Origin of the sequence: Microbacterium sp. bgisy207 (genome assembly GCF_965345035.1) — a bacterium.
Classification (GTDB): Bacteria; Actinomycetota; Actinomycetes; order Actinomycetales; family Microbacteriaceae; genus Microbacterium.
Genome location: NZ_CBDRMG010000012.1, coordinates 79,243 through 99,390 on the forward strand (window position 1 = coordinate 79,243; position 20,148 = coordinate 99,390).

The 20,148-nt window shown below is 70.1% G+C and carries 17 protein-coding genes; 8 read left to right on the plus strand and 9 right to left on the minus strand.

Annotation, left to right across the window (positions count from 1 at the left end; translation table 11 throughout):
- The first annotated feature begins 2 nt into the window (after positions 1 to 2).
- The 5 genes from ACSGC5_RS12155 (at position 3) to ACSGC5_RS12175 (ending at position 4,983) form a co-directional block, all read left to right on the plus strand.
- A complete protein-coding gene (locus ACSGC5_RS12155; RefSeq protein ID WP_434970880.1) occupies positions 3 to 1,568 on the plus strand; it encodes a family 20 glycosylhydrolase in 1,566 nt (521 codons plus the stop codon).
- On the plus strand, positions 1,565 to 2,734 hold the full coding sequence (locus ACSGC5_RS12160) for an N-acetylglucosamine-6-phosphate deacetylase (RefSeq protein ID WP_434970881.1): 1,170 nt from the start codon (positions 1,565 to 1,567) through the stop codon (positions 2,732 to 2,734). The genes ACSGC5_RS12155 and ACSGC5_RS12160 overlap by 4 nt, the downstream gene beginning before the upstream one ends.
- 97 nt (positions 2,735 to 2,831) lie before the next feature.
- Entirely contained in the window at positions 2,832 to 3,206 is a 375-nt protein-coding gene (locus tag ACSGC5_RS12165) for a YrdB family protein (protein WP_434970882.1), read from the plus strand.
- Positions 3,203 to 4,570: an FAD-binding oxidoreductase gene (locus tag ACSGC5_RS12170; protein WP_434970883.1), complete on the plus strand. Its 1,368-nt coding sequence runs from the start codon at positions 3,203 to 3,205 to the stop codon at positions 4,568 to 4,570. Before ACSGC5_RS12165 ends, ACSGC5_RS12170 begins: the two co-directional genes overlap by 4 nt.
- A 14-nt stretch (positions 4,571 to 4,584) precedes the next feature.
- Entirely contained in the window at positions 4,585 to 4,983 is a 399-nt protein-coding gene (locus ACSGC5_RS12175) for an NUDIX hydrolase (protein WP_434970884.1), read from the plus strand.
- A gap of 25 nt (positions 4,984 to 5,008) precedes the next feature.
- Here the strand turns inward: ACSGC5_RS12175 and ACSGC5_RS12180 are convergent, their stop codons facing one another.
- From ACSGC5_RS12180 to ACSGC5_RS12205, 6 genes are all read right to left on the minus strand, one after another.
- Positions 5,009 to 5,788 (minus strand): glucosamine-6-phosphate deaminase, encoded by a 780-nt coding sequence (locus tag ACSGC5_RS12180; protein ID WP_434970885.1) that lies wholly within the window; start codon positions 5,786 to 5,788, stop codon positions 5,009 to 5,011.
- A complete protein-coding gene (locus ACSGC5_RS12185; protein WP_434970886.1) occupies positions 5,781 to 6,704 on the minus strand; it encodes an ROK family protein in 924 nt (307 codons plus the stop codon). Before ACSGC5_RS12185 ends, ACSGC5_RS12180 begins: the two co-directional genes overlap by 8 nt.
- 43 nt (positions 6,705 to 6,747) lie before the next feature.
- Positions 6,748 to 7,590 (minus strand): carbohydrate ABC transporter permease, encoded by an 843-nt coding sequence (locus ACSGC5_RS12190; protein WP_434970887.1) that lies wholly within the window; start codon positions 7,588 to 7,590, stop codon positions 6,748 to 6,750.
- Complete coding sequence (locus ACSGC5_RS12195) at positions 7,587 to 8,552, minus strand: carbohydrate ABC transporter permease (protein ID WP_434970888.1); 966 nt, start codon at positions 8,550 to 8,552, stop codon at positions 7,587 to 7,589. The genes ACSGC5_RS12190 and ACSGC5_RS12195 overlap by 4 nt, the downstream gene beginning before the upstream one ends.
- Before the next feature lie 76 nt (positions 8,553 to 8,628).
- Positions 8,629 to 9,894, minus strand: a complete 1,266-nt coding sequence (locus tag ACSGC5_RS12200; protein ID WP_434970890.1) for an extracellular solute-binding protein — start codon at positions 9,892 to 9,894, stop codon at positions 8,629 to 8,631.
- A gap of 77 nt (positions 9,895 to 9,971) precedes the next feature.
- Complete coding sequence (locus tag ACSGC5_RS12205; protein WP_434970891.1) at positions 9,972 to 11,201, minus strand: ROK family transcriptional regulator; 1,230 nt, start codon at positions 11,199 to 11,201, stop codon at positions 9,972 to 9,974.
- Positions 11,202 to 11,390: 189 nt separating this feature from the next.
- On the opposite strand from ACSGC5_RS12205, the gene ACSGC5_RS12210 reads away from it, so the two are divergent.
- Positions 11,391 to 12,365 carry an acetylxylan esterase gene (locus tag ACSGC5_RS12210; RefSeq protein ID WP_434970892.1) on the plus strand — a complete coding sequence of 325 codons (975 nt, stop codon included), beginning with the start codon at positions 11,391 to 11,393 and terminating at the stop codon, positions 12,363 to 12,365.
- On the plus strand, positions 12,362 to 13,288 hold the full coding sequence (locus ACSGC5_RS12215; RefSeq protein WP_434970893.1) for an N-acetylglucosamine kinase: 927 nt from the start codon (positions 12,362 to 12,364) through the stop codon (positions 13,286 to 13,288). Before ACSGC5_RS12210 ends, ACSGC5_RS12215 begins: the two co-directional genes overlap by 4 nt.
- A gap of 146 nt (positions 13,289 to 13,434) precedes the next feature.
- Here the strand turns inward: ACSGC5_RS12215 and ACSGC5_RS12220 are convergent, their stop codons facing one another.
- Positions 13,435 to 15,654, minus strand: a complete 2,220-nt coding sequence (locus tag ACSGC5_RS12220; protein WP_434970894.1) for an NADP-dependent isocitrate dehydrogenase — start codon at positions 15,652 to 15,654, stop codon at positions 13,435 to 13,437.
- Positions 15,655 to 15,789: 135 nt separating this feature from the next.
- Here ACSGC5_RS12220 and ACSGC5_RS12225 point away from each other — a divergent pair, with 135 nt between their 5' ends.
- Positions 15,790 to 16,242, plus strand: coding sequence for a GNAT family N-acetyltransferase (locus ACSGC5_RS12225; RefSeq protein ID WP_434970895.1), 453 nt, complete (start codon positions 15,790 to 15,792; stop codon positions 16,240 to 16,242).
- Between the two features lie 112 nt (positions 16,243 to 16,354).
- Here the strand turns inward: ACSGC5_RS12225 and ACSGC5_RS12230 are convergent, their stop codons facing one another.
- Both ACSGC5_RS12230 and ACSGC5_RS12235 read right to left on the minus strand, forming a co-directional pair.
- Entirely contained in the window at positions 16,355 to 18,169 is a 1,815-nt protein-coding gene (locus tag ACSGC5_RS12230) for an ABC transporter ATP-binding protein (RefSeq protein WP_434970896.1), read from the minus strand.
- Positions 18,166 to 19,989, minus strand: coding sequence for an ABC transporter ATP-binding protein (locus tag ACSGC5_RS12235; RefSeq protein WP_434970897.1), 1,824 nt, complete (start codon positions 19,987 to 19,989; stop codon positions 18,166 to 18,168). Before ACSGC5_RS12235 ends, ACSGC5_RS12230 begins: the two co-directional genes overlap by 4 nt.
- Positions 19,990 to 20,148 lie beyond the last annotated feature (159 nt).

A 20,148-nucleotide genomic window follows, 5' to 3' on the forward strand; every position in this document is an offset into this window, starting at 1 on the left:
ACATGACCCTCGAGGCCCCGCCCGTGGCAGCTCCCGGACCCGTCCCGGGCGGACTCGTGCCCCTGCCCCGCGAGGTCGTCACCGAAGACGGCCCGGCCTTCGCTCTCACGGCGGGGTGCACCGTGGGCGGGGACGAGACCGCGGTCGGTGTTCTCACCGCCCTCGTGTCGGCACGCACCCAGGGTTCGATAGCCCTCCAGCGGGTCGCGACCGGTCCCCGGATTCTGCTCGCGACGACGGATGCCGCAGCTGCCGAGTCCTACACGCTGACCGTCTCCGACGCCGGCGTCGCGGTGGTCGGCGCCGACCCGGCGGGGCTGTTCTACGGCATCCAGTCCCTCGCTCAACTCATCGAGCCCGCCGCGGACGGATGGCGCGTTCCGCAGGTTCAGATCACCGACGCACCGCGCTTCTCCTACCGTGGCGTCATGCTCGACGTCGCGCGCCACTTCTTCCCCGTCGAGGTGGTCCTCGGCGTCATCGACCGGGCCTCGCAGCTGAAGCTCAATCGCCTTCATCTGCATCTGACGGATGACCAGGGCTGGCGCATCGCACTCCCCTCACGCGCAGCGCTCACCGAGCGGGCGTCGGCCACGTCCGTCGATGGCGATGCCGGCGGCCACTACACCGGTGACGACTACTCCCGCATCGTCGCGTACGCCGCCGAACGGCACATGACCGTCGTTCCGGAGATCGACCTGCCCGGGCACACGCACGCGGTCGGGGTGGCCTATCCCGAGCTCGCCGAGCCGCCCGTGCTCTCGGAGCACATCTGCGAGGTCGTCGAGACATACGGCAGCACTCTCCCGGTCGCCGGCGAACCGTACGAGGGCATCGCGGTCGGCTTCTCGTCGCTGCGTATCGGCGACCCTGCCACTGACGCGTTCGTGACGGATGTCGTCGCCGACCTCGCCGCGATGACCCCGGGCCCCTACCTCCATCTCGGCGGCGACGAAGCGCTCGGCACCGACCCCGGCGCGTACGCGGCGTTCGTGGCGCTCGCATCGCGCGCGGTCGCGGAGGCCGGGAAGACGCCGGTGCTGTGGCACGAAGCGGGCGCGGCAAGCGGCCTGTATCCGGGCTCGGTGGGACAGTACTGGGGCTTGCTCACGCCCGCCGACGGGATGGACGAGAAGGCACGCGGATTCGTCTCTCGCGGTGGGCGCCTCATCCTTTCACCGGCCGACGCCGTCTACCTCGACATGAAGGACTCCGCCGATTCGGAGCTGGGGCTCGTGTGGGCGAACGGTCCGACCAGCGTCGAGCGGTCCTACACATGGGAGCCGGCCACACTGCTCGAGGGAGTGGCGGAACGCGACATCCTCGGCGTCGAGGCGGCGCTGTGGACCGAAACGGTCCGACGCCCCGAGGACATCGACCTGCTCATGTTCCCGAGGATCGCGGCTGCCGCCGAAGCGGGCTGGTCTCCCGCGACAGGTCAGAGCCCGGCGCGCACCTGGGAGTCGTTTCGACAGCGGGTGGGCCGGCTCGATGGACTGTGGACTGCTCTGGGCATCCGCTTCCGCCGGTCACCGGAGATCCCGTGGAGCGGCGAGGAGGCACGATGACCACTCCGGATGCCGCGCTGACCGTCATCCACGGTGTCCGCCTCGTCTCCGACGGCGTCGAGATCCGTGACGGGTGGGTCCAGCTTCGCGGCGGCGTGGTCGGGGCGATCGGCGATGGAGACGGCTGGCGGGCGGGGGATGCGGGCGCGACCGTCATCGACGGGCGCGCCCTGGCGGGACCGGGGGCGATGCTCACACCGGGACTCATCGACATCCACGGTCATGGCGGGGGTGGTCACTCCTTCGAAGACGCCGAGGCCGACATCCGTGCCGCCCGCGATCTGCACCGCGCGCACGGGACGACCCGGGCCGTACTCTCCCTCGTTTCGGGCAGCATCCCGCACCTGGTCGACCGGGTGGCACGCATCGCGCGGATGACCCGGACGGATCCGGACATCCTCGGCTCACACCTGGAGGGCCCGTTCCTCGATCACGCACACCGCGGCGCGCACGACCCGCACGCGCTTGCGCTGCCGACTCCGGGCGCGATCGACGCGCTCCTGGATGCCGGCGCCGGGACGATCCGGCAGGTCACCCTCGCCCCCGAGCTCGACGGCGGCATGGACGCGATCCGCGCCTTCACCGACGCCGGTGTCGCCGTCGCGGTCGGGCACACGGATGCCGACTTCGCCGTGACCAGCCGGGCGATCGACGCCGGGGCACGCATCCTGACCCACGCGTTCAACGCGATGCCACCACTGCATCACCGGATGCCCGGGCCCGTGGCCGCCGCCACCGCCGACCCGCGGATGATCATCGAAGTGATCGCCGACGGCGTGCACGTGCATCCGGAGCTGGTCCGGATGCTCTTCGCCGCCGCCCCCGGACGCGTGACCCTCATCACCGACGCGATGGCCGCCGCGGGTGCCGGCGACGGACGCTACCTGCTGGGAGAGCTTGCGGTCGACGTCACCGGCGGGGTCGCGCGCCTGGTCGACGGCGGCGCGATCGCCGGGTCGACACTCACCCAGGATGCCGCCCTGCGCACCGCCGTCGCCGCGGGTGTCGCGCTCCCCGACGCCGTCGACGCGCTGACCGTCGTTCCCGCGAGAGCCATCGGCCGTCCGGGCCTGGGCATCCTGGCTCCCGGCTACGCCGCGGATGCCGTGCTCTGGGATGCCGATCTCACAGTGCGCGCCGTCTGGAGCGACGGCACGCGGGTGTGACCCCCGGCTCCGGCGGGCCGGGGGGGCGGACGCGCGGGAGCGCCTGCCGTCGATCTGTCCACCGGGCCGCATCCGGACACCGGCCTAGACTGGGAGCATGACCGAATCGCCCGGATCCGGCGTCCCCGCCGGAACTCGCCCCGCGCTGAGCGCCGTCGACGTGCTCGCGGTGCTCTGCGAGTTGTTCGCCTTCGGAACGCTCGCCTTCTGGGGATTCGCGGCCTGGCCGTTCCCCTGGAACATCGTCGCCGGCATCGTCGCGCCGGTGGTCGCGATCCTGCTGTGGGCACTGTTCGTGTCACCTCGCGCCGTGATCGTCGTGCATCCGTTTCTGCGCGCGATCGTCGAGCTGCTCGTCTACCTCTCGGCGACGATCGCCTGGTGGAGCATGGGGCTCGGCTGGGTCGGCCTCATCTTCGGGGTCATCGCCGTCACGGTCGGCGTGCTCGCCGGACGCCGCCGGCTGGCATGAGCGACGCGGACGTCCTCGCCCTGCTGCGCGCAGACCTCGGCGAGCGCGTCGACACGACGGATGCCTCCCTCGAGGCGGCCCGCGCCGACAAGTCGGGCCACGCCAGTACCGGCCGCCCCCTCGCCGTGGTGCACGCGCAGTCGGTCGACGACGTGCAGGCGACCCTCCGGATCGCCTCGCGCACTGGCACGCCGGTGGTCACTCGCGGTGCCGGTACGGGGCTCGCGGGCGGCGCGAACGCCGGCCCCGGGGAGATCGCCCTCTCGCTGCGACGCATGGACCGCATCCTCGAGGTGCGCCCCGACGATCTGATCGCGGTCGTCGAACCGGGCATCCTGAACGCTGAGCTGGGCCGCGCACTCGCCGAGCACGGACTGTGGTGGGCACCCGATCCCGCAAGCCGCGACATCTCGACGGTGGGCGGGAACATCGCCACCGGTGCGGGCGGGCTGCTCTGCACGAAGTACGGAGTCGTGCGCGATGCGGTGCTCGGCGTGGATCTCGTCCTGGCCGACGGCCGCCTGCTGCGGCTCGGGCACCGCACCGTCAAGGGCGTGACAGGCCTCGATCTGACCTCGCTGGTCATCGGATCCGAGGGCATCCTCGGCGTCGTGGTCGGGGCGACGCTGAAGCTGCGACGACTCATTCCCGGACAGGTATGCACCGTCGCGGCGACCTTCACCGATGCCGGCTCGGCGGCGACCGCCTGCAGCGCGGTCACGGCCGCGGGGCTCCAGCCGGCGATCATGGAACTGCTGGATGCGGCATCCCTCGCGGCCATCCACGCCCTGCTGAGCCTCGCGCCGCCCACCCCCGGCGCGGCCCAGGTCACGATCCAGACCGACGGCCCGACCGCTGAGACGGATGCCGCCGCCATCGCCGCCGTCCTGCGGGCCGCCGGAGGCACCGTCGCGGTCTCGACCGATCCCGCCGAGGGCGATCGGCTCCTGACGATCCGCAGGTCCCTGCATCCAGCGATGGCACGGCTGGGGACGACACTGATCGAGGATGTGTCGGTGCCCCGCTCGGAGCTGGGCTCGATGTTCACGCGCATCGCCGAGATCGAGCGGCGGTACGGCCTGGTGATCCCCACCGTGGCCCACGCCGGCGACGGCAACCTGCACCCGAACTTCATCTTCAGCGGCACCGAGGTGCCCGATATCGTGTGGCAGGCCGCGGATGAGCTGTTCCACGCTGCGCTGGACCTGGGCGGAACGCTCACCGGCGAGCACGGCATCGGCGTGCTCAAGCGGCGCTGGCTTGCCGAGGAACTCGGCGAGGACCAGTGGGACCTGCAGCGTCAGATCGCGCGCGTCTTCGATCCGCAGGGCATCCTCAATCCGGGCAAGGTCTTCACCCCGTGACGGGAGTGGTGCGCGTGAGCGCCGCCGTCATCGTCAGCGCGGACGGCCGGACCCTGGTGGTGCGCAAACGCGGAGCGCGAGTCTTCCAGCAGCCGGGCGGAAAGCCCGATCCCGGCGAGAGCGCGGTGGATGCCGTCGTCCGCGAGGTCGCCGAGGAGACCGGCATCCGTGCGGCAGCGGAGCGATTCCTGCCCCTCGGGCGATTCGACGCGGCAGCGGCGAACGAGCCCGGCCATCGGGTTGTCGCTGACGCCTTCCTGCTCCGCGTCCCCGACGCGTATGCCGTGCCGAGCGGCGAGATCACGGACCTGCGGTGGCTGACCGAGAGCGAGGTTGCGCAGACGCCGCTGGCCCCGCTCAGCCGTACCCACCTGATCCGCTTCGCCTGGGCCGACCTGGACCGCGCGATCTGACCCCCACGCGCCCGCCGGGGGCCGGCTAGAGACCCTGCCAGGCGGGCTTGTTCGCGTAGGCGTAGCGGTAGTAGTCGGCGTGCGCGAGCTCCGTGGCGGCGTCCTCGTCGACGACGACCGTGACGTGCGGATGCAGCTGGATCGCCGAGCCGGGGACGGATGCCGACACCGGCCCCTCGACGGCCGCCGCGAGCGCGCCGGCCTTCGCTGATCCGAAGGCAAGGAGCACCAGGTGTCCGGCATCCAGGATCGTGCCCAGCCCCTGCGTGATGCAGTGCATCGGCACCTCGTCCGCTGAGGAGAAGAACCGCGCGTTGTCGTGCCGGGTCTGCTGTGTGAGCGTCTTGACCCGCGTGCGGGACGCGAACGACGATCCGGGTTCGTTGAACCCGATGTGGCCGTCGGTGCCGATCCCGAGGATCTGCAGCGCGACACCCCCGGCATCCGCGATGGCGCGTTCGTAGTCCTCCCCCGCGTGCTCGATGCCGTCGAGTCGTCCGTCGGGCACCCGGACGCGGGCGGGATCGAGGCCCAGCGGTGCGACGACCTCGCGCGTGATCACCGAGCGGTAGCTCTGCGGATGAGCCGGATCGAGTCCGACATACTCGTCGAGCGCGAATCCGCGCACGCGCGAGACGTCGGCGCCTGCCAGCGCCGCAGGGAGCGCGTGGTAGACCGGAAGTGGCGTCGACCCGGTCGCAAGCCCCAGCACGATGTCGGGGGTGGCACGGATGCGGCGGACGATCTCGTCCGCGACGAGCCGGCCTGCCGCCTCTCGGTCAGGGACGATCACGATCTCAGCCATGGGGCACAGCCTCTCTTTCATCGATGGCCTCGGCGCCGAGGAGGGCGGCACCGAGCGCGGCGGCGGGAGCCCCAGCCGGCAGCATCTCGACGCGCTCGGCCAGGTGCAGGGAACGCAGGAACGCGGACTCGCGGGCGCTGGCATCGAGCTGCGCCGCGACCTCGGTGCGCAACCTCTTACCGAGCCCGGTGAGCCCGCCCCCGAGGACGACGGCGTCCACGTCCGCTGTGAGCACGAGCACCCGGATGCCCGCAGCGACCCCGTACGCGATCTGCGAGCGCAGCACGACGGCGGCCGCATCCCCGGCGTCGGCGGCGTCGAAGATGTCGCGGATGGGCAAGGCCCCGGGCCTCGCCCAGCGGGAGGCGACGGCCCCTCCCCCCGCGAACGCCTCGATGCACCCGCGCTGGCCACAGCGGCATCGGGGACCGGACGGGTCGACGGAGAGGTGCCCGATCTCACCGGCCGATCCGCGCGCGCCGCGCCACAGCGCCCCGTCCGAAACGATCGCGGCGGCGATCCCGGTGCCGAGGTTGAGATAGCCCATGCTTCCGGTCTCGGCCCGCAGCGCCGCGGCGCCCAGGGCCGCGGCCTTGACGTCGTTGTCGACGCGGACCGGCACGCCCAGGAGCGGCGCGACGGCCGCCACGAGGTCGAGTCGCTCGACCCCGAGGTTGACGGCGTGCTCGACCCGGCCGCTGCCCGGTTCGATCTGCCCGGGGATCCCGATCCCGACGGAGGCGATGCCCTCGGCGTCTGCCTCGGCACGCACCGCCGTGACGGCGTCGAGGACCGTCTGCACGACGGCATCCGGTCCCCAGCCTGTCGCCAGGCGCACGCGCGCGACGATGGTTCCGGATGCGGCGACGGCGACGGCATCCGTCTTGGTCCCTCCGATGTCGAGGCCGAGTCTCATCGCCCGCTCCCGGTGCGGAAGCGGTCAGTGGTGCGCGCGTTCATCAGCCCTTGACCGCCCCCGCGACCATGCCGCCGGTCATCCTGCGGTTGACGATGAGGAAGAAGACGATGACGGGGATCGCCATGATCGTCGAAGCCGCCATGACCACGGCCCAGTCGGTGGCCTTCGTGGCCTGCACGAAGGCACGCAGCCAGATGGGGAGGGTGAGCGATTCGGGCCGGGTCATGATGACCAGGGCGAAGACGAACTCGTTCCACGCCTGGATGAACGCGAACACGCCCGTCGCGATCAGCCCCGGCGCCAGCAGCGGGAACGTGACCCGCCAGAACGCGCCCGTGCGGCTGCATCCGTCGATCATCGCCGCCTCTTCGAGCTCGACGGGCACGCCCGCGACGAATCCCCGCAGGGTCCAGATCGTGAACGGCAGCACGAAGGCGATGTAGACGAAGCTCAGCCCGATGATCGTGTTGAGCAGGTACCAGCCGTCGAGCAGACGGAACACCGAGATGATCATCGCCTCGGCGGGGATCATCTGCACGACCAGGATCGCGATGATGAACGACCGGCGGCTGCGGAAGCGGTAGCGCGAGACGGCGAGCGCCGCGAGGAAGGCGAACACGAGCGCCGCGACGAGGGTGATCGCGGTAACCGCGACGGAGTTGCCGAGCGCCGTGAGCAGGCCCGCGTCGCCGAGCGCGGTCTGGTAGTTCGAGAGGGTGAACTGGTCGGGCCACCAGTGCGGCGTGGACGAGCGCACCGCGGATGCCGGCAGCAGCGACGTGTTGACCATCCAGTACACGGGGAAGATCGAGAAGAGGATGACGATCACGGCCGCGAGGTTGAGCAGGATGCGGCTCGACAGCCGCCGGGGACGCGCGTTCATGACTGCTCCTCCTGACGCAGCATCGTGCGGATCCAGTACCCCGAGACCAGCAGCAAGACGGCGACGAGGATGACCGAGATGGCCCCTCCGGCGCCGAGATCGCCCGAGGCCATCGAGACGCTGTAGATGTAGACGCCGATCGTGTTGGTCTCGGCGCGCACCCCGCCGATCGACTGCAGCGCGTAGATCTGCGCGAACACCCGCAGGTCCCAGATGATCTGCAGGATCAGCAGCACGAGCAGGATCGACCGCACGTACGGGACGACGATGAGACGGAAGCGCGCGAACCCGGATGCGCCGTCGAGAGATGCCGCCTCCATGACCTCGTCGGGCACCTGCGTGAACCCGGCGTAGGCGGTGAAGGCGACGAACGGCACGGCGCCCCAGGTGATGATGATCGCGGCGACCGCGAAGAAGCTCACGGGGTCGATGAGCCAGCTGTGGCCGGTCCAGTCGGTGCCGGTCAGGCGCGTGAGCACCCAGTTGACCAGGCCGTACTGGGTGTCGAAGATCCAGCCCCACACGATCGTGCCCGTCAGCGCCGGCATGGCCCACGCCAACAGCAACGCGACCGAGACGGCGGTGCGCATCGCGGCGCTCAGCTTCGTCATGAGGACGGCGATGAGGATGCCGAGCGCCATCGTGGCCGCGACGCTCACGACGCACAGCGCGATGCTGCGAGCCAGCACCGCCCAGAACTCGGGGTCGGTGAGCACCGCGGCGTAGTTGTCGAGGCCGATGAACTCGGGGGCGGCCCCGAAGATCTGGGCGCGACCGAACTCCTGGAACGACATCACCACGAGCTGGACCAGCGGCCAGCCGATGAAGACGACCAGCATGATCAGCGCGGGGGTGAGCAGCGTCACCGGGGCCCACGGGAAGCGTCGGCGCCGAGCGTCCGCGGGCGTGGGCTCGGGCGTCCCGTGCTCTGCCGGAGCGGCGGGGGCGATGACGGTGGCCATGACGGGGAGTCCTTCGACGTCGGGGCGGGACGCGCTGCGGGGGCACCCTGCGGCGCAGGGCGCCCCCGCGGCGGCGTCAGCCGTTGAGGATGGCTTCGATCTGCTCGTCGGCGTCGGCCGAGAGCGTCGCGATGTCGCCACCGTTGGCGATGTTGACGAACAGGTCCTGCATGATGCCCTGGGCCTCGACATCAGCCCAGTTCGGCGACGCCGGCGTGAGCTTGGCGTTGGCAGCGGCCTCGGCGATGACCGCCGCGAGCTCCGGGGTGGCCGCCGCGACGTCGCCGCCGAGCGAGACCTTCGCGGGCACGAGGCCCGCGCCGGCGAGGATCGACTGGTACTCGTCCGAGAGCATGATCTCAAGGGCCGACTTCGCCAGCTCCGGGTGCTGCGACTTCGCCGAGATGCCGACGTTCGAGCCGCCGGCGAAGACCTGAGCTGCCCCGCCGTCCATGCCCGGCAACGCGTAGTATCCGGTCGTGTCGACGACTGCCGTGTCGTTGCCGTCCTCGTCGGCGATGATCGACCAGTACGCCCAGCTCGGCGCGGAGTAGGTCGCCGACTCCTGCATCCGGAAGGGGACCCAGCCTTCGGCCTCGTCGCCGTCCTTGGGAGCAAGCGACGCCTTCGTCATGAGTTCCTGCACCTGAGCGAGGCCCGCCTGGGACTCGGGGCTCGACAGCTGTGCATCCCACTGGTCGCCATCCTGCACGGCGATCTCGCCGCCGTTCTCCCACACGAAGGGAAGCGCGTTGTACCAGTCCTTACCGGGGAAGTAGACGCCCGAGACGCCCGGCAGGGCTTCGGCGAGCGCGACGCCGCCCGAGACGTACTCATCGAGCGTGGTCGGCACGGCGACACCGGCCTGGTCATACAGCGCCGTGTTGTAGAACACGACGCGCGACCCCGAGTAGTACGGAGCGGCATAGAGCGTGCCGTCCCAGCTGCCGGCCTCGACGAAGCCGGGGAGAAGGTCGCTCCCGCCGAGCTGCTGCTCGATGTCGGCCAGGCTCAGGAGTGCGCCGCTGGAGGTGAACGCGGGCGCTTGCGTATTGCCCATCTCGACGATGTCGGGGCTGTCGTTGCTCGACAGGCTCGTCGTGAGCTTGTCAACCAGCCCGGTCCACTGCTGCTCCTCGATGACCAGGGTGCTGCCGGGGTTCTCGGCCTCGAAGGTCTCGACGAGATAGTCCCGCGCTTCCTGGGGCGTATCGGTGCCGACGAGCCAGACGCGGATCTCCGCGGCCTCGGGGGTGTCGCTGGGGGTGCCGCCGCCGGCGCAGCCGGCCAGCACGAGCGCTGCGGTGCCCGCGAGGGCGAGCGCTCCGAGCTTTCTGTTCATGGTGCCTTCCTTCGTTTCTCTCGGTTTCGGAAGAGGTCGGGCGACCTATCCGGGGGGGGTATTTGGTGGAGTGCCCGCTAGGACACCCCGAGCCGGTCCGACAGGACCATGACGGCCGCACCGCGCAGCACGATGTCCTGGCCTTGCGCCGTCATCCGGACGCGCACTCCGTCGTGGAACCGTGCCAGCGTGCGCGAGCGGATCGTCTCGACCGTCGCCTCGGCCAGAGGCCCGGCAAGGAGCTGATCGGGGCCTGACAGGACGATCTCGGCCACGTCGAGCGCGCCGACGATCGGTGCGAGCGCGATCCCGAGGCGCTCGCCGGCATCTCGGAGCTGCTGGTCCCGCTCCGCGGGTGTGCGTGCACCGGCGATCCGTGCAGACAGCGCCGGAACCGATAGCCACGCCTCCAGGCATCCGATCTTGCCGCACGCGCACTGCGGACCACCGTCGGTTCCGACCGTGACGTGGCCGATCTCGCCCGCGGCGAAGTGTGCGCCGCGCATGGGCTGTCCGGCGGAGACCAACCCGGAACCGACGCCGCGCCCGACCTTGACGAGGACGACGTCGTCGCCCGCTCCTCCGAAGGTGTACTCGGCGAGGACGGCAGCGTTGGCGTCGTTGGCGACGAGGACGGGTAGGGCGAGGGATTCCTCGAGGATGCTGCGCAGCGGAAGCTGCGTCCACCCGAAGTTGGGTGCGCTGAGGATGACCCCGTTGTTGTCCACGACACCGGGCGCGCCCACGCCGACGCCCAGCACGGGAGCGTGGGCGTCAGCGACGAGGCGCTGGGCAAGCTCGATCACGGCGTCACGAGCCTCGTCAGCGCCGCGGGGTGCGGCAACGTCGTGGCGGGCAACGATGTCGCCGTCGAGTGTCAGGACCGCTCCGAGGAAGGAGTCCGGTCCCGAGAGGTCGATGCCGACGATGCGGTGACCGACTCTGTCGAGGTCGACCACCATGGCAGGCTTTCCGGGGCCGGATGCCTCCCGGGTACCGAGCTCGGCGACCAGACCGTCGGCGATGAGCTCTCCGACAAGGTCGGAGATCGTGACGCGCGTCAGCCCCGTCTCGCGCGCGAGGTCGGCGCGGCTCATGGCACCGTCGTGGAACAGCGTCTGCAAGACCAGCGAGCGGTTATGCGCTCGAGCGTGCTCGGGAAGCACCTTGACCCGGCGCAGACCGCGGCGCTGGACGCTCGCGGCCGAGGCCGCAGCGTTCGTCGAGGTCGCAGACCCCTCGCGCGACCTCGTGAGGGTGTGCGCGGATTCCGTGGAAGAGCCGCGCTGCACTTCCGATGCAGTCATGTTTGTTAGTAGACCTTACGAACAAACGAACCGCAAGCGGTCGGTGGAGTTTGAACGGACTGTTTACAAAACCGTTACATCCGCGGGGAAGGGCAGCGGACCTCTTCCCCCGGCCTCCTGTTCCGGGGTAGCGGGACAAGAGCCGTAACATGCCAGAGGCGCCTCTTGCCGCAAGGAAAGGAACCCCGCGTGCCCTATTTCGACCTCTCCCCCGCCCAGCTCGAGGCGTACCTGCCGGAGATCGACGAGCCTGCCGACTTCGACGAGTTCTGGGCCACGACGCTCGACGAGTCCCGGCAAGCGGGGTGGGAACCGCGCCTGACGCCCGTGACCTCGCCGTTGCGCTCGGTCGACGTGTTCGATGTGTCGTTCGCAGGCTTCGGTGGAGACCCGATCAGCGCCTGGCTGCTCCTGCCGACGGGGGCCGAGGAGCCGCTTCCCGCGATCGTGGAGTTCATCGGCTACGGCGGCGGCCGGGGCCTGCCCTCCGAACGTCTCGCCTGGTCGGCGGCGGGCTACGCCCACCTCATCATGGATACGCGTGGGCAGGGCTCGACGTGGGGCGCGGGGGGCGGCACGCCCGACCCGCATGGCACCGGCGCATCCACCAACGGGTACATGACCCGCGGTGTCGAGGACCCCGCGACCTACTACTACCGCCGGGTGTTCACGGATGCCGTCCGCGCCGTCGACGCCATCCGCACCCTCCCCGGGATCGACGCGTCCCGCATCGCCGTGACCGGCGGAAGCCAGGGCGGTGGGATCGCGCTCGCTGCCGGCGGGCTCGCGGAGGGACTCGTCGCGGTCATGCCCGACGTCCCCTTCCTCTGCCACTTCTCCCGCGCGATCGGCTTGACCGACCGCGAGCCGTACCAGGAGATCGTCCGCTATCTGTCCGTCCACCGCGGTGCGCGCGAGCGCACGATGCGGACGCTGTCCTACGTCGACGGCGTTTCGATGGCCCGCCGCGCGACGGCGCCGGCGCTGTTCTCGGTCGCGCTCATGGACACCACCTGCCCGCCGTCGACCGTGTACGCGGCGTTCAACCACTTCGCCCATCCGACCAAGCGCATCGTCGCCTACGAGTTCAACGACCACGAGGGCGGTGGGGCCTACCAGTGGCAGCAGCAGGCGGCCTTCCTCTCGGAGCTCGGCATCCAGTGAGCCAGGCCACGCCCGCCACCGTCGCGATCGACGCCGGCCAGACCGGGATGAAGGTTCGCGTGCGCACCGACACCTCGGTCGGCGAAGCCGTCCTCCCGGGCGTGCGCACCGATCTTCCGGTGCTTGCGCAGATCGGTGCGGCAGCGCGACAGATCGCCGACGAGTTCGACCTCGACATCCGTCACCTCGCGGCCGGCATCTCGGGGCTCACGGATGCCGAGACTGCACCGTCTCGGCTGCGCGAGCTGGCCTCCGGCGCCGGCGCCCGGCGCGCCGTCATCGCTCATGACGCGACCACCTCGTACCTCGGCGCTCTGGGCACGGCACACGGTGCCGTCGTCGCCGCAGGAACGGGCGTGGTCACGCTCGGCGTCGGACCGGCGGGCGTCGCCCGTGTCGACGGATGGGGTTACCTCATGGGGGATGCCGGCAGCGGATTCTGGCTCGGACGTGAAGGCCTGGTCGCCGCGATGCGAGACCACGACGGGCGGGGACAGCCGACGGCGATCACGGCGGTCGTGCGTCGGCGCTGGCCGGATCTCGAGCAGGCCTACATCGACCTGCAGGCTGATCCCGCGCGGGTGAGCATCGTCGCATCCTTCGCCGCTGAGGTCGCACGGGCCGGCGCCGACGGTGACGAGGTGGCGCTGGGCATCCTGCGCCGGGCCGGGGACCTGCTGGCCGAGAGCGCACTGACCGCGCTGCGTCGCGCCGGTGTGGACGCGGACCCAGCCGTCTGCGCGATCGGCGGGGTCTTCCGTTCCGAGGCCCTGCGCGAGGAGTTCGCGGCGGCGCTGCGCCGGGGACGTGCAGACGCCCGCGTGGTCGATGCGGCGGGGGTGGGGATCGACGGCGTCGAGGCTCTCCTCGAGCTTCCCGCGCAGCATCCGTTGGCTGCCTTCACCTGGTCAGCAGCTGGCTAGTCCTTCAGCGCGACCGGTAGCGCGCTCGGTCGCGCCGTTGTGCGAGTGTGGCAAGCCCCAACCCGCAGCAAGGCGCGACCCCACGCTCCTCAGAGCGAGCGACGAGGCCGGCGGACAGGCCGGCAGGACGGCGACGGGTCTGAAGATCAGCGAAGGGCGTCGATCACCGCGTTGAAGGTCGCCGACGGTCGCATGACCTGGTCGACGAGCTCGCCGTTCGGGCGGTAGTACCCGCCGATCTCGACCGGCGACCCTTGCGCACCGTTCAGCTCCGCGACGATCGTGTCCTCCTGGGCCGTCAGCTGCTCAGCGACGGGGGCGAAGATCGCCGCGAGGTCGGCATCCTGCGTCTGCTTCGCAAGCTCCTGCACCCAGTACAGCGCGAGGTAGAAGTGGCTCCCGCGGTTGTCGATCGTGCCGAGGGCGCGCCCGGGCGACTTGTCGTTCTCGAGGAACGTGCCGGTCGCCGCATCCAGGGTGTCGGCGAGGATCTTCGCCCGGGCGTTGCCGGTGGTCTCGGCGAGGTGCTCGAGGGATGCCGCGAGCGCGAAGAACTCGCCGAGCGAGTCCCAGCGCAGGTAGTTCTCCTCCAACAGCTGCTGCACGTGCTTGGGCGCCGAGCCGCCCGCGCCGGTCTCGAACAGCCCGCCGCCTGCCAGCAGCGGCACGATCGAGAGCATCTTGGCGCTCGTGCCGACCTCGAGGATCGGGAACAGGTCGGTGAGGTAGTCACGCAGCACATTGCCGGTGACCGAGATGGTGTCCAGGCCGTGGCGCATGCGGGCGAGGGTGTAGCGGGTGGCCTCCTCGGGCGAGAGGATGCTGATCTGCACGCCCTTCGTGTCCAGCAGCGCGAGCCCCTGGTGCACCTTGGCGATCAGCTGCGCGTCGTGCGAACGGTTCACGTCGAGCCAGAAGACGGCGGGGGAACCGGTGGCGCGCGCACGGGTGACGGCGAGCTTGACCCAGTCCATGACCGCGATGTGCTTGGTCTGCGTCGCGCGCCAGATGTCGCCAGCGCCGACCTCGTGCTCGAGCAGCACCTCGCCCGACGAGTCCAGCACCTGAACGACACCGGGGGCGGCGATCTCGAACGTCTTGTCGTGGCTGCCGTACTCCTCGGCCGCCTGTGCCATGAGCCCGACGTTGGGAACCGTCCCGATCGTCGTCGGGTCCAGCGGACCGTTCGCGATGACATCGTCGATGACGGCCTGGTACACACCGGCGTACGACGAGTCGGGGATGACGGCGAGCGTGTCGTCCTCGCCGCCGTCGACGCCCCACAGCTTGCCGCCGTTGCGGATCAGGGCGGGCATGGAGGCGTCGACGATGACGTCCGAGGGAACGTGCAGGTTCGTGATCCCCTTGTCGGAGTTCACGTACGACAGGCGCGGTCCCCGCTCGAGATCCGCGGTGATCGCCGCGGCGATCTCGTCGCCGCCTTCGACCGACGGCAGCCCCGCGAGGATCGACCCGAGGCCGTTGTTGGGCGTCAGCCCGGCGGCTTCGAGACGGTCGCCGTAGCGCTCGAACACATCGCCGAAGTACGTCTTGACGACGTGCCCGAAGATGATCGGGTCGCTGACCTTCATCATCGTCGCCTTGAGGTGCACCGAGTACAACACGTCATCGGCGGAGGCCTCGGCAAGCGTCTCGGCAAGGAACGCGTCAAGAGCGGATGCCGACAGGAAGGTCGCGTCGATGATCTCGCGCGGCAGGACCTTCAGCCCCTCCTTGAGCACCGTGACGGTGCCATCGGTCCCGACGTGCCGGATCGAGAGGACGTCGTCGTGGGCGGCGACCCAGGACTTCTCGTTGCTCTTGAAGTCGTCATGACCCATCGTGGCGACCCGCGTCTTCGATCCTGCGGGGAACGGCTTGTTGCGGTGCGGGTGCTTGCGGGCGTAGTTCTTCACCGACAGCGGCGCGCGGCGGTCGCTGTTGCCCTCCCGCAGGACGGGGTTCACCGCCGAGCCCTTGATGCGGTCGTAGCGGGCGCGCACGTCCTTCTGCTCGATCGTCTGCGGCTCGTCCGGGTAATCGGGGATGTCATAGCCCTGCGCCTGCAGCTCGGCGATCGCGGCCTTCAGCTGCGGGATGGATGCCGAGATGTTCGGCAGCTTGATGATGTTGGCTTCGGGGAGCGTGGCGAGCCCACCGAGTTCGGCAAGGGCGTCACCGACGGCCTGCTCGGGCGTGAGCTGCTGGGGGAAAGCAGCGAGGATGCGCCCCGCGAGGGAGATGTCGCGCGTCTCGACATCCACGCCGGCCTGATGCGTGATCGCCTGCACGATGGGAAGGAAGGAAGCTGTGGCCAGGGCCGGGGCTTCGTCGGTGTACGTGTAGATGATCGTGGATTCGCTCACTCGCCTGATCTTTCCGCTCGGGGGCCGCGCACGAGCCTACCGCACCGGCCCAACTATCTCGATGTCAAGATAGTTTTCGACGCTCGCGGTGGGCGCGGGATGCCGAACCGCGGCATCCCGGCTAGCCTGTGTCTCATGGCCGAACTGCGACTTGCTGAACTGTCCGCCGCCACGGTGGAAGCTGTCAACAATATGTCGCTCAAGCCCGGACAGGCGGAGTTCTTGGCGCCGGAGAGCTACGAAGTGGCAGCCGGCGACGTGGATCCGCAGACCATGTGGCAGCGTGTCGTGCTCGATGGAGACGACGTCGTCGGCTTCATCAGCGCGAATTTCGACGGCGACAGCACGCCCGAGTACTTCCGTTCCGTCCTGTGGCGCATCAACGTGGATGCCGACGACCAGGGCCGCGGCATCGGCCGCTTCGCGGTCGAGGGCCTCCTCGCCGAGGCCCGGGAACGCGGCGTGGACCAGGTCAACGTCATCTATGCGGCAGGCGAAGAAGGCCCGCAGGCATTCTTCGAGCGCGTGGGCTTCACACCGGTCGGCGAAACCGAGTACGGTGAGGTTGTCGCCGAGATACGTCTCTGATCCGGCGAGTCCCACCCGCAGTTTCTAGCCCCCACCCGAGGGGCTTGTCGGCTGGCGGCGGGGCCTCGGATTCCCCTCCCCCACCGAGGCCCCGTCGCCTTTTTCGACGTCGTCAGACGAGCGACTCCCGCCACGCCGCATGCAGCTGCGCGAACTTACCCGTGCCGGCGATGAGCGCCTCAGGACTGTCGTCCTCGATGATCCGGCCGTGTTCCATCACGAGCACCCGGTCGGCGATCGCGACGGTCGACAGGCGATGGGCGATGATGATCGCCGTGCGGTCGGCCAACAGCGTCTGGAGGGCATCCTGGATCAGTCGCTCTGACGGGATGTCCAAAGACGCGGTGGCCTCGTCGAGGATGAGCACCGCCGGGTCCGCGAGGAACGCCCGCGCGAACGAGATCAGCTGCCGCTGCCCCGCCGAGACTCGCCCGCCGCGCTTGTTGACGTCGGTGTCGTACCCGTCGGGCAGAGCGCGGATGAAGGCATCCGCCCCGACCGCCGCCGCCGCCGCCTGAATCTCGTCGAGCGTCGCATCCGGCTTGCCGAGCGCGATGTTGTCGGCGACCGTGCCGCTGAACAGGTACGCCTCCTGCGTGACCATGACGATCGCGCGGCGCAGGTCCTTCGGATGCAGCCGCCGCAGGTCCACCCCGTCGAGGGTCACGGCACCGCGCGTGGGGTCGTAGAAGCGCGAGACGAGCTTCGCGAGCGTCGACTTGCCTGCACCCGTCGTGCCCACGAGGGCGATCGTCTGCCCCGCCGGGATCTCGAGCGAGAAGTGCGGCAGGATGACGCGGTCATCCGAGTATCCGAAGGTGACGTCCTCGAACGCGACGTGCCCGCGGGCGGTCCACAGGTCGACGGGGTCGACGGGGTCGGGAACGGTCGGCTCCTCCTCGAGAACGCCCGAGACCTTCTCGAGCGCGGCGGTGGCTGCCTGGTACGAGTTCAGGAACATCGCCACCTCCTGCAGCGGTGCGAAGAAGTTCCGCACGTACAGGACGCTCGCCAGCAGGATGCCGATCTCGATGGATCCGTCGATGACCCGCAACCCGCCCCAGAGCACGACCAGCGCGATGCTCGCCGAGGCGACAGCCATGAGCCCGGGCTCGAACGTGCCGAACAGCCGGATCGAGCGCATGTTGACGTCGCGGTAGTCCTCGGCGAGCTCGCCGAACTCGTCGTCGTTACGGGGCTCCTTGCGGAAGGCCTTCACGGCGCGGATGCCGGTCATCGTCTCGACGAACTTGACGATGACCTTCGCGCTGATGACGCGGGACTCGCGGTAGACGACCTGCGAGCGGCGGTAGAACCAGCGCATGAGCAGGAACAGCGGCACGCCCATGACGGCGAGGATGACACCGGACTGCCAGTCCAGCAGCAGCAGCGCGATGAGCGTGAACCCGCCGTAGAGCAGACCCGACACGAGCTGGTTGAGTCCCCCGTCGAGCAGCTCCCGGATCGACTCGAGGTCGCTCGTCTGGCGCGAGATGATGCGCCCCGACGTATACGACTCGTGGAACTCGAGGCTCAACTTCTGGGTGTGCAGGAAGATCCGCTTGCGCAGATCGATCATGACGGCCTGCGTGAGCCGGGCGGCGATCACCGCGTACCAGCCGACCAGGCCCGCGCCGCCGAACCCGGCGATGAGGTAGACCGCGACGACGCCGATGGTCGGCATCCAGTCCGCCTCGTCGAGCACCGCCGGCAGCGCCGTGTCGATGCCGTACGCGATCAGCGCCGGGCCGACCACCTGGAGCGCCGTCGAGACGACGAGCACGACCCCGGCGAGCACGACCTGCCACCGCAGCGGCGAGATCAGCGAGCCGAGCAGACGCAACGAGCGGCGACGGATGACGCGACTCTCGGCTTTGGTGTAGTCCGACCGGTCCTCACCGGACGTTCCCAGGACGGTGGCGCTCACAGGGTCACCTCCCTCTCCCGCATCCGGGCTTGCTCGACCTCGAGGCTCGAGATCACGTATCGGTAGTGCTCGCTCTCGCGCAGGAGCTCGGAGTGCGTGCCGACCGCCGTGACCCTGCCGTCTTCGAGCAGAGCCACCCGATCGGCGAGCATCACCGTGGAGGGGCGGTGCGCGATGACCAGCGCCGTCGTCTCGGCGAGCACTCGCCGCAGGGCATCCTCGACAAGGGCCTCGGTGTCGACGTCCAGAGCAGACAGCGGATCATCGAGCACGAGCACCGCCGGCCGCGCAGCGACAGCGCGGGCCAGGGCGAGCCGCTGTCGCTGACCGCCCGAAAGGCTGAGTCCCTCTTCGCCGATGACGGTGTCGACCCCGTCGGGCAGATCGTCGACGAAGTGCGCCTGCGCCACCTCGAGCGCTTCCCGCATGACCCGCTCGGCCTCGGGGCTCCCCGGCTCGAGGTCCTCGCGGCCGAGCAGCACGTTCTCGCGCACCGTCTGCGAGAACAGCGTCGCGTCCTCGAACGCCATGCCGATGTGGGTGCGCAGCTCGGCGAGGGTCAGATCGCGCACGTCGACGCCGTCCAGAGTCACCCGGCCCCCGGTCACGTCGTACAGGCGCGTGGGGAGGGTCGTGAGGGTCGTCTTGCCCGAGCCGGTGAGACCGACCAGCGCCATCGTCTCCCCCGGCCGCAGCACCAGATCGACGCCATCGAGCAGGTCGCGCTGCCCCTCGGGGGCATCCTGGTACCGGAAGTGCACTCCCTCGAACGCGAGTTCGCCACGGGGCTCGCGAAGCGTCTTCGGCGTGGCCGGATCGGTGATCGTGTCGACCTCGTCGAACACCTCGAAGATGCGGTCGGTCGCCGTGCGGGCATCCAGCAGGAACGAGAAGAGGAACCCGATCGACTCCATCGGCCAGCGCAGCACCGTGGCCATCGCGAAGAACGCGATGAGTTCGCCCTCGTTCAACTGCCCCATCTGAATGAGGGCGATGCCGACGCCGAGGGCGAGGGCGAACGCGATGTCGGGCAGCAGGACGAGCCAGAACCAGATGAGGCCGACCGCGCGTGCCTTGTGGATCTCGGTCTGGCGCAGCGTCTCTGCCTGACGGGAGAACTTCTGCAGGGCGTGGCTGCCGCGACCGAAGGCCTTCAGCACCCGGATGCCGTGCACACTCTCCTCGACCGAGGTCGCGAGGTCGCCGGCCTGGTCCTGGCTCTGCCGCGCGAGGGTGCCGTACCGCTTCTCGAAGCGGTAGCCGGCGTACCACAGCGGCGCCGAGGTCACCAGGAAGACGACCCCGAGCAGCCAGTGCCAGCGAAACAGCAGCACCGCGCCGACGATGATCGTGAGCACGTTGACCACGAGCAGGACCAGTCCGAACGCGAGCCAGCGGCGGATGATGCCGATGTCCTGCATCATGCGGGACAGCAGCTGCCCGGACTGCCACCGATCGTGGAAGGCGACCGGCAGGCGCTGGAGGCGCCGGTAGAACGTCGTGCGCAGCGCGTACTCGACCCGCGTCGAGGGCGCGAGCACGAACCATCGGCGCGCCCACACCATCGCGGCTTCGGCGAGCCCGAGGACGAGCACGGCGACAGCGCCCCAGACGATCTGGCCGGGATCTCCCGAGGCGATGGGGCCGCCGACGATGGCCTCCAGCACGAGCGGGAACATCAGGGCGAGCACCGAGGCGAGCATCGCGCTGACGCCGCCGAGGATGAGGCGCGGCAGCACCGGGCGCGCGAACGGCAGGAGGCGGGCGAGCGCGCGCACGGTGGACTGCTCGGACGGGGAGCGTTCAGGGATGGCGGTCATGATCCTTGTGGGAGGGCGAAGCGAACCCGCGGGTGTGCGGGCGAGGATGGCTGCTCCGGGTCAGCGGGAGCGAAGATGCGAGGCGTGGGCGTCGCAGCGGACAACGTCGCTCGGGGCCGCGGTATGCCGGGGCCGAGTCGTCGGCGTGACTGCGCGACG

Excerpts from the sequence above, each read along its gene's own strand:
- ACSGC5_RS12155 (WP_434970880.1), top strand. The coding sequence starts at position 3 with ATGACCCTCGAGGCCCCGCCCGTGGCAGCTCCCGGACCCGTCCCGGGC.
- ACSGC5_RS12160 (WP_434970881.1), top strand. The coding sequence starts at position 1,565 with ATGACCACTCCGGATGCCGCGCTGACCGTCATCCACGGTGTCCGCCTC.
- ACSGC5_RS12165 (WP_434970882.1), top strand. The coding sequence starts at position 2,832 with ATGACCGAATCGCCCGGATCCGGCGTCCCCGCCGGAACTCGCCCCGCG.
- ACSGC5_RS12170 (WP_434970883.1), top strand. The coding sequence starts at position 3,203 with ATGAGCGACGCGGACGTCCTCGCCCTGCTGCGCGCAGACCTCGGCGAG.
- ACSGC5_RS12180 (WP_434970885.1), bottom strand. The coding sequence starts at position 5,788 with ATGGCTGAGATCGTGATCGTCCCTGACCGAGAGGCGGCAGGCCGGCTC.
- ACSGC5_RS12185 (WP_434970886.1), bottom strand. The coding sequence starts at position 6,704 with ATGAGACTCGGCCTCGACATCGGAGGGACCAAGACGGATGCCGTCGCC.
- ACSGC5_RS12190 (WP_434970887.1), bottom strand. The coding sequence starts at position 7,590 with ATGAACGCGCGTCCCCGGCGGCTGTCGAGCCGCATCCTGCTCAACCTC.
- ACSGC5_RS12195 (WP_434970888.1), bottom strand. The coding sequence starts at position 8,552 with ATGGCCACCGTCATCGCCCCCGCCGCTCCGGCAGAGCACGGGACGCCC.
- ACSGC5_RS12200 (WP_434970890.1), bottom strand. The coding sequence starts at position 9,894 with ATGAACAGAAAGCTCGGAGCGCTCGCCCTCGCGGGCACCGCAGCGCTC.
- ACSGC5_RS12205 (WP_434970891.1), bottom strand. The coding sequence starts at position 11,201 with ATGACTGCATCGGAAGTGCAGCGCGGCTCTTCCACGGAATCCGCGCAC.
- ACSGC5_RS12225 (WP_434970895.1), top strand. The coding sequence starts at position 15,790 with ATGGCCGAACTGCGACTTGCTGAACTGTCCGCCGCCACGGTGGAAGCT.
- ACSGC5_RS12235 (WP_434970897.1), bottom strand. The coding sequence starts at position 19,989 with ATGACCGCCATCCCTGAACGCTCCCCGTCCGAGCAGTCCACCGTGCGC.